The following is an 11,103-nucleotide window of genomic DNA, read 5'->3' on the forward strand; positions in this document are numbered from 1 at the left end:
TACCTGATTCTTTCTTGTAAGAGATGAGTTTGACCGCAAGACTGGCCCCTCACCCCACCCCTTTCCCCTTGGGGAAAGGGAAAAGAAAGAACGTTCTCCCCAGAGGGGAGAGGGAGCAGGTCCTTCGCGCAGTGTAGCCTCTACACTGTCGCCCCCTCCCTGTCCCTACCGTATCAATGGAAAAGCTCGACCCGCACACCGCCGCCCTGGCGTTGGTAACGTTCATCCAAGAAAACATCCCCCTCGCTCACACCATGGGGCTCGAACTGGGTAGCTACGACAGCGAGCGTCTGGTACTGAACTGCCCGCTCGCGCCCAACGTCAACGACAAGGGCTGCGCGTTCGGTGGCAGCTTGACCAGCCTCATGACGCTCACTGGCTGGGGCTTGGTGGAACTGGCCCTGCGCCAGCGCGGCGAAGATTGCGACGTATATGTAGGCGAATCCACGGTGCGCTACCTCGATCCGGTTTGGGGCGATTTCCAGGCCGAAGCACAGCTGGCTGAAGACGCGAACTGGGAAACCTTCTTCACCACTTTGTCGTCCCGCAAACGCGCACGCATCGCGGTGCGCTGTCAGGTACCCGGCGAGGGTAGCAAACCGGCTGCCACGCTTGAGGCACAGTTCGTGGCGAAGCGCCGCACAGCTGCGGCAGAATAAGCCTTCTTTGGAGGGGACTTAAGTTATGCGCCGTATTGTCGGTCCGATCCTGCTGTCGACCATGCTGCTCTTGTCTGGCTGTGCGACGGACAAGCGTAATGACTCGCTCACCCACACCATGATCGCTTACGCGAACGCGGTGCGCTGGGATGGTTTCGAAGCGGCGGAGCAGTTCGTCGATCCGAAAGTGCGCGACGCACATCCCATCACCGACCTCGACCGCGAGCGCTTCAAGCAGGTGCAGGTCAACGACTACGACGACGGCAACGGCCCGGTGGCCTCGGGCGAAAACGAAGTGCGCCAGAACGTACGCATCAGCGTGACCAACCTGCATACGCAGTCGGTGCGCAGCATCATCGATCGCCAGGTGTGGCATTACGACTCGGAAAAGAACAAGTGGTGGCTGGAGACGGGGATTCCGAACCTCAATCAGGGGGATTGAGGGATAACCGCGCCGCCATTCCGGCGAAGGCCGGAATGACGCCGTGGCGAAATCAAGCCTCCTGAAAAGATGAGCAACCCCAAGTCTTGAGGAACAGGGGCTATACTTCGCCGTTTATTCGAGCCTATTTGCGCCAGTGGCCCCCACATGAACGATTTCCTCCACAAGCTGCCCCAGTTCGTGGGCAACCATCTCGCGCTGTCCCTGCTGTTGGTGGTGCTGGTGATCGCGCTGATCGTCACGCAGATCATGCTGCTGCTGCGCAAATTCACCGAGCTGACGCCGGCCGGCCTGACCCAGCTGATCAATCGCGACAGCCCGCTGCTGATCGATCTTTCGGCCATCGCCGATTTCGAAAAAATGCACGTCCCGGGCGCCAAGCATGTGGCCATGAGCCAGTTCGATCCGGAGAACAAGGATCTGGCCAAGGCGCGCGAACTGCCGGTGGTGGTGATGGACAAGGACGGCCGCAACGTTGACGGCGCAGCCCAGCGCCTGGTCAAGGCAGGCTTCACCCGCGTCTATACGCTGGGTGGCGGTGTGCTGGCGTGGCAGCAGGCGCAGTTGCCGGTGGCGAAGGGAAAGAACTGATAACTATCGCAAGGTGGCTCGCGGCTACGCCTGCTCGGCAATACCCGCTCGCCCGGACAGAATCTGCGCCAGCACATCGGGCGCATATTCGAAGGAATCGAAATACAGCCGCTCTTCCGGCAAGCCGGATTCGATGAACAGCTTGCGGCCGGCATCGACCATCGCCGGCGGTCCGCTCATGTAGACGTCGTGGCCGGAAAGATTCGGGTGATCATCCAGCACCGCTTCGTGCACCAGTCCTTCGCGCATGCCGGCCATGCGTGCCTGTTCCGGATCGGAAAGCACAGCGTGAAAGCGCAGGCCCGGTGCCGCTGCCGCCCATTGCTCGGCAAGCGTGTGCAGATACAGATCCGCTGCACTGCGAGCGCCCCAATAGAGATCGATCGTGCGACGCGTGCCCAGCGCCAGGAAATGCTCAAGGATCGCTTTCACCGGCGCAAAACCGGTGCCGCCGGCCACGAAGATCATGGGCCGCTCCGAATCCTCGCGCGCCACGAAGGTGCCAAGCGGCCCTTCGATGCGCAGCGTGTCGCCCTCTTTCAGCACGTCGCTCACCCATGAGGTGAAACCACCGCCGGCGACATGGCGCACGTGCATCTCGATCACACCGTCCGCCTGCGGACCGTTTGCGATGGAAAACGGGCGGCGGCGACCTTCATCCAGCAGCACATCGAGATACTGGCCCGGCAGCCAATTCAAACGCAGCTCGCCCGGCGCAGGCTGCAGATGCAAGCCGATCACGTCGGGTGCGAGCTGCCATTTGCGGCTCACTTGCACATTCAGCTGGCGGCGGGCGATGTCTTCGACCGAAGTGACTTCGCGCGCCTGGACCACCAGATCGCTGGCGGGAACGGCTTGGCACAGCAGCACGGCGTGCTGCACGCGATCATGCACGTCCAGCGCTGTGGGCGGATTGCGGGGGTATTCGCAACGGCCGTGGATGAGCGCGGCCTTGCAGCTACCGCACACGCCCGCGCGACAGGAGTAAGGCAGCGCAATGCCCGCGCGCTGTGCCGCTTCCAGCACGGTTTCGCCGGGCAGGACGTCGAAGCGGCGGCCGGAAGTGGTGAGAGTGACGGTAAACACTTGAGATGACCTGAACGATCCCGCATTGTCGCCGCTGGGGTGGTCGGCGGACAATGCTGGCTTCTCTCGCGATCTCAATGCCCATGAGCATCTGGAAACAAGACACCCACCTCGAACGCCTCAACGGCTGGAGCCGCAACACCTTGATGGAGGCGCTGGGCATCCGCCTTACCGCCGTCGGCGAGGATTGGTTGCAAGGCACGATGCCGGTAGATCCGCGCACCCACCAACCGTATGGACTGTTGCACGGCGGCGCATCGGTAGCGCTAGCGGAAACACTCGGCAGCACCGCGGCCATGCTCACGCTCGATCCGGAAAAAGAACGCGCGGTCGGCTTGGACATCAATGCCAATCACGTACGCGGTGTTACCAGCGGCACCGTAACCGGCACTGCACGTCCGCTGCATCTCGGGCGATCGACGCAGGTGTGGGAAATCCGCATCGAAGACGACGCCGGCAAGCTGGTGTGCATTTCGCGCCTCACCATGGCGGTGGTGCCGGCGGCAGCGGTGGGTACTCGCTGATACATGTCCAACGAGACACCTTACGCGCGCCTAACGCCCGATCTTGTGCTCGATGCTGTTACCGCTTGCGGCTTGTGGCCGGATGGCCGCTTGCTTGCATTGAACAGCTACGAAAACCGCGTGTGGCAGGTGGGGCTGGAAGAAGGCTCGCCAGTGGTCGCGAAGTTCTATCGTCCCGGCCGATGGAGCGATGCGGCGATTCTGGAAGAGCACGCCTTTGCGCAGGAACTGGCCGAGGCAGAATTGCCCGTCGTGGCGCCGCTGCACTTCGCGGAACGCACGCTGTTGCATCACGATGGCTATCGTTACGCACTGTCGCCGCGTCATGGTGGTCGCGCCCCTTCGCTGGAATCGGCCGATCAATTGGAATGGCTCGGCCGACTGATCGCGCGCATGCATAGCGTCGGCGCACGCGCATCATTCGCGTATCGCGGCAACATCGATCGCACCACGTTGATTGCACAACCGATGCAAGCCGTGCTGTCTTCTTCGCTGCTGCCTTCTGCATTGCGCGATCGCTATCGCCAAGCTGTCGAACGTGTGAACGGATTGGTCGCTGCACGCTTTGAAAGCGCTGCCCCCTTACGTACGCTGCGTTTGCATGGCGACTGCCATCCGGGCAACGTACTGTGGACCGATACAGGCCCGCATTTTGTCGATCTCGATGATGCACGCATGGGGCCGGCGGTGCAGGATCTATGGATGCTGGCCCACGACGAACGCGCCATGGAGGCATTGCTGGAAGGTTATGCTTCGATGCGTGACTTTGATCACGCAGAACTTATCCTCATTCCCGCCCTGCGCGCCATGCGACAAGTGCATTATGCGGGTTGGATCGCGGCACGCTGGCACGATCCGGCTTTTCCGGCGGCGTTTCCGTTCGCGGCTGAAGCGCGCTGGTGGGAACAACACATAACGGACCTGCATGAGCAGGCGGATGAACTTGAATAATTCGTTCTTTCTTTGGGGTGTTGAATGCGTCAGATCCTGTTTCGCCTGATCGGTATCCTGGAAGTAGCCGGTGGTTTCTACGGCATGGCCATCGAGCTTCCGCATCTGCTCGCCTCCGGCCCGCTGCACACCGCGGTGATCCAGCTGATCGCCTTCGCACTCTATGCATTCGTGCTGGTGTCGGGTGTGCTGTTGCTTGAAAACAGCGAGCGCGGCATTCGTTTGTCCAGCATCGCGCAACTGCTGCAATTGCCGCTGATTGGCACGCCAATCTTCAGCTATGGGTTGTTTTGCGGCGCTTTCATCAACGTGTTCACCACGATCCACCTTCATCCGGAGGTCACCTGGCGCTTCGCCAGCCAGGGCTTCAATCTCGCGTTTGGTGGCCCGTCGGTGTCGTACCTGGGTATCAACTTGCTGGCACTGCTGTCCTGGTTGGTTCTCAAGTTGCGATGAACAGAACATCCTGTCGATAAGGCCGCGGAAAGGTGCTCACTTGCACGCCCTAACGAGTCGAACTTGTTGCGTGATGCGCAACACCGTATCATTACGGCGCAATGATCAAATCATTCCGGCACAAGGGATTGCGCAGACTGTTCGAGACAGGCAGCACTTCGGGTGTACAGGCGAGCCATGCAAAACGCCTTCGAATGCAGCTAGCCGCCTTGGATACCGCACAATCCATCGAGGACATGGAGATCCCTGGCTATCGGTTGCACCCTCTTAAGGGGCAAATGCGCGGACGCTGGTCCATTTGGGTTAGCGGCAACTGGCGCCTGACGTTCGAATTTCAAAATGGACATGCTTACGTTCTGGATTACGAGGACTATCACTAATGGCCATGCACAATCCTCCACATCCCGGCGAATTCATCACCGAGGTTTACCTCGATCCTCATGGGATCAGCGGCCGTGAACTCGCTGAAAAGCTGGATGTCGCCCCATCTACCCTCAGTCGCGTCCTGAAGGGCACCAGCCGAGTTACCCCGGAGATGGCACTGCGGCTGTCCAAGGCCATCGGCCGTTCTCCAGAAAGCTGGCTAGTCATGCAAGATGCCCATGATCTTTGGGTGGCCAGAAAACATGTAAATCTCCAGCGGGTAGGCAAACTCAAACTGGCCGCTGCCTGAAGCCAACCCGCTATCATTAGCGGATGAATGTTCCCGCCTCACTCCCCATCATCCGCCTGAAATCCGACCGCATGCCCGGCCACCCATGGGTGTGGTCGGCGCAGGTGCACAAGCCTGAATCACGCATACCGCCGGGCAGCGTGGTGGATGTGATCGATGCCAAGGATCGCTTTGTCGGACGCGGCTTCTGGAACGGGCATGCGCGCATTGCCTTGCGCCTGCTTACCGGCGACGCAGGCGAATCGATTGACGCGGACTGGATCACTGCACGCATCGATCGCGCCGTGACGTTGCGGCGGGAGTTGCTGCAGCTGGATGCAGTGACCGATGCGTGGCGCGTCGTGCACAGCGAAGGCGATGGGCTTTCCGGGCTGATCGTGGATCGCTACGCCGACATCCTGGTGATCGAATATTTTGCCGCTGGCATGTGGAAATTCCGCGATGCCATTCATGCCGCGTTGCTGCGGCAGTTTCCTGGTGCGCGGCTGTATGGGTTCGCCGAAAGCCACGTGCAGAAGCAAGAATCCTTCGACTGCCGAGTCAACGAAGCGCCCACGCCAGTGGAAGTCCACGAACACGGTTTGCGCTTCCACGCCGCACCGGGGTACGGACACAAGACCGGCTTTTTCGCCGACCAGCGCGAAAACCGTCGCCGCTTCGCCGAACTGGCGCGAGGCCGTCGCGTGTTGGATTTGTGCTGCAACGCCGGTGGCTTTGCCGTACATGCCATGGCCGGCGGCGCGCGCGAAGCCATCGGCGTCGACATGGATGCAGGCATTCTGGAGATTGCCCGCGCCAATGCCGCGGCGAACGATCTTGCCATCCGCTTCGAACAAGCCGACATCTTTGAATGGCTGCGCCAGGCCGTGGCGAGTGGCGAACGTTATGACGCGGTCATTCTCGATCCCGCCAAGCTGACACGTGATCGCACGAAGGTCATGGATGCTCTGAAGAAGTATTTCGCCATGAATCGCTTGGCGCTGGATGTGATTCCACCTGGCGGGCTACTGCTCACCTGTTCCTGCACAGGTTTGGTCAGCGAAGCGGATTTTCTGGAAATGCTGCGCCGTGTGGCACTCAATGCTGGGCGCGAGATTCAGATTCTGGAAGTGCGCGGTGCCGGTGCGGATCACCCCGTACGCACCGATGTGCCGGAAAGCCGCTACCTCAAGGCCGTCTTCTGCCGCGTGGATTAACGTAGGCTGGGTTAGCGTAGCGTAACCCAACGAATCGCTCCGAAAATGTTGGGTTACGCTGCGCTAACCCAACCTACGAACGACGCCACAACAACATCAACACATACGACAGCACCAGAAACGCCACCCATAGCGCTGCCGCATTGCGTAGCGTGAGCGCATAGCCAAGCTGCGACGCATCGATGAAGTGATATGGATAGCTGCCAATGATCACACCACGCGCCAGCACGTAGGCGAAATAGATCACCGGATACAAGCTCCACCACAGCGGCGCCGTCCAGCGCAATGCCACTCGATGCAGCGTGAACAAGCTGTACAGCACAACCAGCGACGGCACCACGTAGTGCATCAGCACATCCGCCACCAGTTGCAGTCCCTGCGGATTCCAGACGTGCCGCAACAACACAAAATACGAAACGCCCACGAACGCAATGCTGGTCGCTACCCAGCCAATGGCCATCGGCTGCACGAAGAACCGCCCCAGCGCTGAAGCAGACAAAACCAACGGCCACGTGGTCGCCATGCCGACCAGGATGTTCGTGAGTACGGTGAAATAGCCGAAATAGATGGCCAGCCCTTGTGTCGTGTTCATCCCCATCGAATCGGTCAAGCGCAGCGAGAGATAGAGCTGCAACCCCGCCCCAAACCATGCAAGCAGGGCGATCAACACGGCCAGTGGCTTGCCCCGGGCGATGGATGCACTCATGCAGATTCCCGCGAATGGCTGGCAATGCGCCGATACTACCCCCCGCGAGGTGATCTCAGGGATTGATACGACTGCGCGTAAACTGTACGTCGATACCATCGGGAATGCCCATGTCTCTGCTCGATATCTCACTGGCTCTGCTCGTCATTCTGCTTGTGCTGCAGGTGGTCGTACTGCTGCGCGGCCGTAGTGACGGCGGTCTCCAGGCCAAGCTGGACAGCTTGAAGGACGACGTGCGCCACCTGCGCGAAGCGCTGGCCCACGAACAACGCGAAGGCCGAAACGAACTGAGCCAATCGCTGATGCAATTCGGCCAGCGCCTGGATGTACTCACAGAGCGCACGGACAGTGGCCTGCAAGCCCTGTCGCAACGACTGGTCGAGGAAACACGCCGTGGCCGCGAGGAACTCGCGACCACACTCAATCAGCTCGGCGGCCAGCAGAAACAACAATTGGCAACGCTCACCGCCGACAACGAAAAACGCCTTGGCGAAGTGCGTACCACGCTCGAAACCAAACTCACCGCGATCCAGCAGGACAATGCCGCCAAGCTGGAGCAGATGCGCGCCACGGTCGATGAAAAACTGCAATCCACCCTGGAAACGCGCCTCGGCGAATCATTCAAGCTGGTGTCCGAGCGATTGGAAGCAGTCCAGCGTGGCCTGGGCGAAATGCAGTCGCTCGCCAGCGGCGTGGGCGATCTCAAGCGCGTGCTAAGCAATGTGAAAACGCGCGGCATCCTGGGCGAAATGCAACTCGGCGCGTTGTTGGATCAAATGCTCACCCCCGAGCAATACGCGGCCAACATCGCCACCGTGCCAGGTTCCGACGAACGCGTGGAATTCGCGATCCGTCTACCCGGCGGCGATCGCGATGATCAGGTATGGCTGCCGATCGATGCCAAATTCCCGCGCGAAGATTACGAACGGCTGCTGGATGCACAGCAACAGGCGGATGTGGAAGCCGTGGAACGCGCCGCTAACGCACTGGAACGTCGCGTGCGCGACGAAGCCAAGACCATCCGCGCCAAATACATCGCGCCCCCTGCTACCACCGACTTCGCCATTCTGTTCCTGCCGACGGAAGGCCTTTATGCGGAGATCATCCGTCGCCCTGGGTTGTTCGACAGTCTGCAGCGCGAACAACGCGTAACCATAGCCGGCCCGACCACGCTTTCAGCGCTGCTCAACAGCTTGCAGATGGGCTTCCGCACACTGGCGATCCAGAAACGCAGCAGCGAAGTGTGGCAATTGCTCGGCGCGGTGAAGAACGAATTTGGCAAGTTTGGTGATGTGCTGAAAATGGTGCGCAAGAAGCTGGACGAAGCGGGCAGGCATATCGATGCCACCGCCGTGCGCACGCGTGCGATCGAGCGCAAGCTGCGCGATGTGGAGTCGTTGCCGGGTGAACAAGCGCAGCAGTTGCTGGGGGAGTCGCTTAATGGCGATGAAGAGGTTGCGGAGGATTGATAAGCCACCCTTCAAGCGTAGGGTTTCTACACAACTTTTCGAGGCGTTTGATTGCACCTCACCGTCGTCCTGGCGAAGGCCGGGACCCAGCGACTTGTAGCTCATCAAAGTCACTAGGCCACGGCCTTCGCCGGGGCGACGGTGAGGAGAAATGTGGTTTTACGAGCGCGTAGGTTAGGGCGCAAACCCCAACAACCCCATGCTCACACATTTCGATGTTGGGGTTTGCACCCCAACCTACACGAGCTAACCGTCTTCCCGCATTACCCCAACGCATGCGAGGCCGCACGCGCAATCAACGCTTCATTCGGCCGCACGCCGGTATAAAGCACAAACTGCTCCACGGCCTGCAGCACGATTACTTCAGCGCCTGTAATCACCGGTTTGCCCAACGAACGCGCCAACTTGATCAACGGCGTCTCCGGCGGCAACGCAACCACGTCGAATACGGCTTTTGCCCGCTCCACCGCCTCACGCTCGAAGGCGAGCTGATCTTTTTCGGTACCTTCCATGCCGATCGGCGTAACGTTGATCAGCAGATCCGCTTGCACGTTCGACATATCCGCAACCCAGCCAAGACCGCTCGTTTCGGCCAATTTTCGGCCCGTCATCTCATTGCGCGCCACGATATACCCGTGCTTGAAACCGGCATCACGGAACGCGCAGGCCACAGCCTTGGCCATGCCACCGCTACCGCGCAGAGCCAAGCGCATATCGGCATTGAGGTTGTGCAGCTCGATCAAACTGCGCACGGCGATGTAATCCGTGTTGTACGCATGCAAATGTCCATCGTTGTTGACGATGGTATTGATCGAAGCGATGGCTTGGGCTGAATCGTCAATGCTGTCGACCAGCGCAATGCACGCTTCCTTGAACGGCATCGACACGGCGCAGCCGCGGATACCGAGTGCACGAATGCCGCCGATCGCCGCGGGCAAGTCACGTGTAGTGAACGCCTTGTAGACGTAATTCAAATCCAGCGCTTCGTACAGAAAGTTCTGGAAGCGCGTACCGAAATTGCCCGGACGACCGGACAAGGACATGCAAAGCTGGGTATCGCGATTGATGGAGCGGGTCATGTCGTAGTGCTTGGGAAACTGGGCGTTCCATCATACCGTCGCCCCGGCGAAGGCCGGGGCCCAGTGTCTTGTGCGTGAAAGTCGCTGGGCCCCGGCCTTCGCCGGGGCAACGGGGAGATGGGGCCTTGACGCGGGCGTTACACTTGCAAGCCTGAACCAGTATCCCTGTACCAAGGAAGCCGCATGAGCGAGCACAAGCCCACTGAAGTCACCCGCGAACAGGCCGAAGAGGCCGTGCGCACTTTGCTGCGCTGGGCCGGCGAGAATCCCTCGCGCGAAGGCTTGCTGGATACGCCGCGCCGCGTGGTGAAGGCCTATCGCGACTGGTTCAGCGGCTATCAGATCGATCCGGGCGAATACCTGCGCCGCACATTCGAGGAAGTCGCCGGCTACGACGAAATGGTGGTGCTGCGCGACATCGAATTCGAAAGCCATTGCGAACACCATATGGCCCCGATCATCGGCCGCGCACACGTGGGCTACCTGCCCACCCACCGCGTGGTAGGCATCAGCAAGCTGGCGCGCGTGGTGGACGCCTACGCACGCCGCTTCCAGGTGCAAGAAAAAATGACCGCGGAGATCGCGCGCTGCATCCAGGAAAACCTGCAGCCGGCCGGCGTGGCTGTGGTCGTCGATGCCAGCCACGAATGCATGACCACGCGCGGCGTGCACAAGCGCGGCGTATCCATGGTCACCAGCCAGATGCTTGGCGCGTTCCGTGACGACGCACGCACCCGTGCTGAATTCCTGGATTTCATCGGGATCCATGGCGGCCGCCGCTGATGCGCATAACCGCTGCGCTCCTTGTGCTTGGGCTGCTACCTGTCGCCGCGCTTGCGCAGAGCACGGCAACCGGCTTGTTCCAGGCCATGGATACCAATGGCGACGGCCGCATCAGTGAAGCTGAATATGTGGCTTATATGAGCCAAGGTTTTTATCGCCGGGACCTCAACCACGATGGCGTGCTGGAGCCGGAAGAGCTGCCCGGCGGGCATGGCAAGCCGATAACGCTCAAGGAATGGCAAGACAATTTGCGTCGCGAGTTCCATAAGCTGGATCGCAACCATGACGGGTATCTGAGCCCGCAGGAATTGATGCAGCCGCCGCGGTGACGTTGGCTTTTAAGCCCTCTCCCCTCTGGGGAGAGGGTTGGGTGAGAGACCACCCTTGCGAGATATTTTCCCGTTGCGATGCTGTTGCAATGTCTTGCGCTGAGAGAAGCAACCCTCACGCAAGATTGTCCCCTCACCCTAACCCTCTCCCCGAAGGGG

Annotated in this window: 15 protein-coding genes; 12 read left to right on the top strand and 3 right to left on the bottom strand. The window is 60.3% G+C overall.

The window, feature by feature from the left end; translation table 11 throughout:
* Positions 1-176 precede the first annotated feature (176 nt).
* From QQJ86_RS03980 to QQJ86_RS03990, 3 genes are all read left to right on the top strand, one after another.
* Positions 177-659 carry a YiiD C-terminal domain-containing protein gene (locus tag QQJ86_RS03980; RefSeq protein WP_284319615.1) on the top strand — a complete coding sequence of 161 codons (483 nt, stop codon included), beginning with the start codon at positions 177-179 and terminating at the stop codon, positions 657-659.
* 25 nt (positions 660-684) lie between these two features.
* The gene (locus tag QQJ86_RS03985) at positions 685-1,101 is read left to right on the top strand and encodes a hypothetical protein (RefSeq protein WP_284319616.1); all 417 of its coding nucleotides are present in this window, start codon (positions 685-687) and stop codon (positions 1,099-1,101) included.
* Positions 1,102-1,248: 147 nt separating this feature from the next.
* On the top strand, positions 1,249-1,692 hold the full coding sequence (locus QQJ86_RS03990; protein ID WP_284319617.1) for a rhodanese-like domain-containing protein: 444 nt from the start codon (positions 1,249-1,251) through the stop codon (positions 1,690-1,692).
* A gap of 24 nt (positions 1,693-1,716) precedes the next feature.
* Here QQJ86_RS03990 and QQJ86_RS03995 read toward each other — a convergent pair whose 3' ends face one another.
* Positions 1,717-2,778 carry a 2Fe-2S iron-sulfur cluster-binding protein gene (locus tag QQJ86_RS03995; protein ID WP_284319618.1) on the bottom strand — a complete coding sequence of 354 codons (1,062 nt, stop codon included), beginning with the start codon at positions 2,776-2,778 and terminating at the stop codon, positions 1,717-1,719.
* An 83-nt stretch (positions 2,779-2,861) separates the two neighbouring features.
* On the opposite strand from QQJ86_RS03995, the gene QQJ86_RS04000 reads away from it, so the two are divergent.
* From QQJ86_RS04000 to QQJ86_RS04025, 6 genes are all read left to right on the top strand, one after another.
* On the top strand, positions 2,862-3,302 hold the full coding sequence (locus QQJ86_RS04000) for a hotdog fold thioesterase (RefSeq protein ID WP_284319619.1): 441 nt from the start codon (positions 2,862-2,864) through the stop codon (positions 3,300-3,302).
* 3 nt (positions 3,303-3,305) lie between these two features.
* Positions 3,306-4,253, top strand: a complete 948-nt coding sequence (locus QQJ86_RS04005; protein WP_284319620.1) for a serine/threonine protein kinase — start codon at positions 3,306-3,308, stop codon at positions 4,251-4,253.
* A gap of 24 nt (positions 4,254-4,277) precedes the next feature.
* Entirely contained in the window at positions 4,278-4,709 is a 432-nt protein-coding gene (locus tag QQJ86_RS04010) for a hypothetical protein (protein WP_284319621.1), read from the top strand.
* A 101-nt stretch (positions 4,710-4,810) separates the two neighbouring features.
* Entirely contained in the window at positions 4,811-5,089 is a 279-nt protein-coding gene (locus QQJ86_RS04015) for a type II toxin-antitoxin system RelE/ParE family toxin (RefSeq protein ID WP_284319622.1), read from the top strand.
* Positions 5,089-5,382, top strand: a complete 294-nt coding sequence (locus QQJ86_RS04020; protein ID WP_284319623.1) for a HigA family addiction module antitoxin — start codon at positions 5,089-5,091, stop codon at positions 5,380-5,382. The genes QQJ86_RS04015 and QQJ86_RS04020 overlap by 1 nt, the downstream gene beginning before the upstream one ends.
* Positions 5,383-5,405: 23 nt before the next feature.
* Positions 5,406-6,578 (top strand): class I SAM-dependent rRNA methyltransferase, encoded by a 1,173-nt coding sequence (locus QQJ86_RS04025; RefSeq protein ID WP_284319624.1) that lies wholly within the window; start codon positions 5,406-5,408, stop codon positions 6,576-6,578.
* A gap of 73 nt (positions 6,579-6,651) precedes the next feature.
* Here the strand turns inward: QQJ86_RS04025 and QQJ86_RS04030 are convergent, their stop codons facing one another.
* On the bottom strand, positions 6,652-7,284 hold the full coding sequence (locus tag QQJ86_RS04030) for a Pr6Pr family membrane protein (RefSeq protein ID WP_284319625.1): 633 nt from the start codon (positions 7,282-7,284) through the stop codon (positions 6,652-6,654).
* A 110-nt stretch (positions 7,285-7,394) separates the two neighbouring features.
* Here QQJ86_RS04030 and QQJ86_RS04035 point away from each other — a divergent pair, with 110 nt between their 5' ends.
* Positions 7,395-8,753 (top strand): DNA recombination protein RmuC, encoded by a 1,359-nt coding sequence (locus QQJ86_RS04035; RefSeq protein ID WP_284319626.1) that lies wholly within the window; start codon positions 7,395-7,397, stop codon positions 8,751-8,753.
* Positions 8,754-9,016: 263 nt separating this feature from the next.
* Here the strand turns inward: QQJ86_RS04035 and QQJ86_RS04040 are convergent, their stop codons facing one another.
* Positions 9,017-9,832: a shikimate 5-dehydrogenase gene (locus tag QQJ86_RS04040; protein ID WP_284319627.1), complete on the bottom strand. Its 816-nt coding sequence runs from the start codon at positions 9,830-9,832 to the stop codon at positions 9,017-9,019.
* Between the two features lie 183 nt (positions 9,833-10,015).
* Here QQJ86_RS04040 and folE point away from each other — a divergent pair, with 183 nt between their 5' ends.
* Positions 10,016-10,615, top strand: coding sequence for a GTP cyclohydrolase I FolE (gene folE / locus QQJ86_RS04045; protein ID WP_284319628.1), 600 nt, complete (start codon positions 10,016-10,018; stop codon positions 10,613-10,615).
* Positions 10,615-10,944 carry an EF-hand domain-containing protein gene (locus QQJ86_RS04050; RefSeq protein WP_284319629.1) on the top strand — a complete coding sequence of 110 codons (330 nt, stop codon included), beginning with the start codon at positions 10,615-10,617 and terminating at the stop codon, positions 10,942-10,944. The genes folE and QQJ86_RS04050 overlap by 1 nt, the downstream gene beginning before the upstream one ends.
* Positions 10,945-11,103: the final 159 nt, after the last annotated feature.

The sequence above is a fragment of the Dyella acidisoli genome, assembly GCF_030160295.1.
GTDB lineage: Bacteria > Pseudomonadota > Gammaproteobacteria > Xanthomonadales > Rhodanobacteraceae > Dyella_B > Dyella_B acidisoli.

Excerpts from the sequence above, each read along its gene's own strand:
- QQJ86_RS04020 (WP_284319623.1), top strand. The coding sequence starts at position 5,089 with ATGGCCATGCACAATCCTCCACATCCCGGCGAATTCATCACCGAGGTT.
- QQJ86_RS04015 (WP_284319622.1), top strand. The coding sequence starts at position 4,811 with ATGATCAAATCATTCCGGCACAAGGGATTGCGCAGACTGTTCGAGACA.
- QQJ86_RS04010 (WP_284319621.1), top strand. The coding sequence starts at position 4,278 with ATGCGTCAGATCCTGTTTCGCCTGATCGGTATCCTGGAAGTAGCCGGT.
- QQJ86_RS04005 (WP_284319620.1), top strand. The coding sequence starts at position 3,306 with ATGTCCAACGAGACACCTTACGCGCGCCTAACGCCCGATCTTGTGCTC.
- QQJ86_RS04035 (WP_284319626.1), top strand. The coding sequence starts at position 7,395 with ATGTCTCTGCTCGATATCTCACTGGCTCTGCTCGTCATTCTGCTTGTG.
- QQJ86_RS04050 (WP_284319629.1), top strand. The coding sequence starts at position 10,615 with ATGCGCATAACCGCTGCGCTCCTTGTGCTTGGGCTGCTACCTGTCGCC.
- folE (WP_284319628.1), top strand. The coding sequence starts at position 10,016 with ATGAGCGAGCACAAGCCCACTGAAGTCACCCGCGAACAGGCCGAAGAG.
- QQJ86_RS04000 (WP_284319619.1), top strand. The coding sequence starts at position 2,862 with ATGAGCATCTGGAAACAAGACACCCACCTCGAACGCCTCAACGGCTGG.
- QQJ86_RS03985 (WP_284319616.1), top strand. The coding sequence starts at position 685 with ATGCGCCGTATTGTCGGTCCGATCCTGCTGTCGACCATGCTGCTCTTG.
- QQJ86_RS03980 (WP_284319615.1), top strand. The coding sequence starts at position 177 with ATGGAAAAGCTCGACCCGCACACCGCCGCCCTGGCGTTGGTAACGTTC.
- QQJ86_RS04030 (WP_284319625.1), bottom strand. The coding sequence starts at position 7,284 with ATGAGTGCATCCATCGCCCGGGGCAAGCCACTGGCCGTGTTGATCGCC.
- QQJ86_RS04040 (WP_284319627.1), bottom strand. The coding sequence starts at position 9,832 with ATGACCCGCTCCATCAATCGCGATACCCAGCTTTGCATGTCCTTGTCC.
- QQJ86_RS03990 (WP_284319617.1), top strand. The coding sequence starts at position 1,249 with ATGAACGATTTCCTCCACAAGCTGCCCCAGTTCGTGGGCAACCATCTC.
- QQJ86_RS04025 (WP_284319624.1), top strand. The coding sequence starts at position 5,406 with ATGAATGTTCCCGCCTCACTCCCCATCATCCGCCTGAAATCCGACCGC.